The organism is Streptococcus sp. GMD3S, assembly GCF_000298695.2.
Classification (GTDB): domain Bacteria; phylum Bacillota; class Bacilli; order Lactobacillales; family Streptococcaceae; genus Streptococcus.
Genome location: NZ_AJRC02000041.1, coordinates 1 through 1,267 on the forward strand (window position 1 = coordinate 1; position 1,267 = coordinate 1,267).

The window sequence follows — 1,267 nt, forward strand, 5'->3', positions numbered from 1 at the left end:
ATGTATTTACCAATCTTATTGCCATGGTTGATCAAATGGTATTTAAAATAAATGAAATTTACCTGTTCATTTTAAATTACTTCTCGAAAATAGATAGGTAAGGAAAAAAGAAAGGAGAGAAGAAAATGATTTCAGTAATTTACCCAATCTGGCTATTTAAGTGGCTTAGAGGTTAAAGATTAAATATATAGAAAAAATAAGGAGAAAACAAATGACAAACTTTGACAACATGGAACAGAACTTTGTAGCTCTTACAGAAGAAGAGTTGACGGATGTGAATGGGGGAGCATGGCCGATTGTAGCTTGGGTGATTGCTAATCCTGTGACAGCAGCTAAAATTGCTGGTGGAATTACTGCAGCAGGAATTGCAGGTTATAATTATGTGACGAGTAGATGGTAATAGAAGGAGGAGATGATATGGAAAAATCTATTTTAAAATTTGAAACAATGACTGATACGGACTTGCAGGAAATTCAAGGGGGAGCCTTTCCCCTTCTTATCCCTGTGGCAGTTGGTTTTGTAAAAGGTTTTGTATATACAGGTGGAGCTATTTTAACAACTCGAGCACTCTTTTCAGGTAAATAGGAGTCTGCTATGAAAAAAATCTTATTAGGATTTGCTGAGGGGTATTTTGTCGTATCGATTATTCTTTATATCGCAACGTATTTGATTATGAAAAATCCGATCAATACTCTGTTTTATCCAGAAACCTATCCAATTCTGCTTGGTCTGTTTTATGTAGGATACAAGTACAAAACAAAAGAAAGTACGATTGGAAATTGATGAACCATCAGATCGGAGTTTGAGATGAAAGTTGTTCAATTACTAGGAAAAGCTTGGCCAGAGTTTATTGTATTGTCTAGCTCGATGGCTTATCTAATGATTAGAATTGTGGCTGATGTAAACAAAATAAATCTACCTACGTGGTTTGAATGTTTTGATATACCTACGATTTCATTATTTTTGATGACATTTATCTCACTTTATAGAAGTAAAGAGAATATCATTTCAGAATAGTTTATTTCTAGGCATTCATTTTTTAACGGTTACTTTAAGCAGGCAGAACTTTTGTTCTGCTTTTTACATTTAAATGATAGTTTATGCTTTTTGAAGTGCGTTTTAGGCGTAAAAATGGTTTATTTAGGAATATTTTCCTGTTTTCATCCTTATTTGGTTAAAATAATCTTACAAATTTTTAAAGAGATTATTAGAAAAAGGAGAAGGATATGAAATTTAGGAAAAGGCACTATCGTCCCCAGGTGGATCA

At 33.1% G+C, this 1,267-nt stretch carries 4 protein-coding genes; all 4 read left to right on the forward strand.

What is annotated here, in order from left to right; all coding sequences use genetic code 11:
- The first annotated feature begins 211 nt into the window (after nt 1-211).
- Genes GMD3S_RS0209430 through GMD3S_RS0209445 form a run of 4 tightly spaced genes read left to right on the forward strand, consistent with a single transcriptional unit; the run spans nt 212 to nt 1,017 of the window.
- Nucleotides 212-400, forward strand: a complete 189-nt coding sequence (locus GMD3S_RS0209430; protein ID WP_000180835.1) for a class IIb bacteriocin, lactobin A/cerein 7B family — start codon at nt 212-214, stop codon at nt 398-400.
- Nucleotides 401-417: 17 nt separating this feature from the next.
- Nucleotides 418-585: a bacteriocin gene (locus GMD3S_RS0209435; protein ID WP_000415691.1), complete on the forward strand. Its 168-nt coding sequence runs from the start codon at nt 418-420 to the stop codon at nt 583-585.
- A 9-nt stretch (nt 586-594) separates the two neighbouring features.
- Nucleotides 595-783, forward strand: a complete 189-nt coding sequence (locus GMD3S_RS0209440; RefSeq protein WP_000722238.1) for a hypothetical protein — start codon at nt 595-597, stop codon at nt 781-783.
- 24 nt (nt 784-807) lie between these two features.
- Nucleotides 808-1,017: a hypothetical protein gene (locus tag GMD3S_RS0209445; protein ID WP_000869797.1), complete on the forward strand. Its 210-nt coding sequence runs from the start codon at nt 808-810 to the stop codon at nt 1,015-1,017.
- The last annotated feature ends 250 nt before the right edge of the window (nt 1,018-1,267 follow it).

Excerpts from the sequence above, each read along its gene's own strand:
- GMD3S_RS0209435 (WP_000415691.1), top strand. The coding sequence starts at position 418 with ATGGAAAAATCTATTTTAAAATTTGAAACAATGACTGATACGGACTTG.
- GMD3S_RS0209445 (WP_000869797.1), top strand. The coding sequence starts at position 808 with ATGAAAGTTGTTCAATTACTAGGAAAAGCTTGGCCAGAGTTTATTGTA.
- GMD3S_RS0209430 (WP_000180835.1), top strand. The coding sequence starts at position 212 with ATGACAAACTTTGACAACATGGAACAGAACTTTGTAGCTCTTACAGAA.
- GMD3S_RS0209440 (WP_000722238.1), top strand. The coding sequence starts at position 595 with ATGAAAAAAATCTTATTAGGATTTGCTGAGGGGTATTTTGTCGTATCG.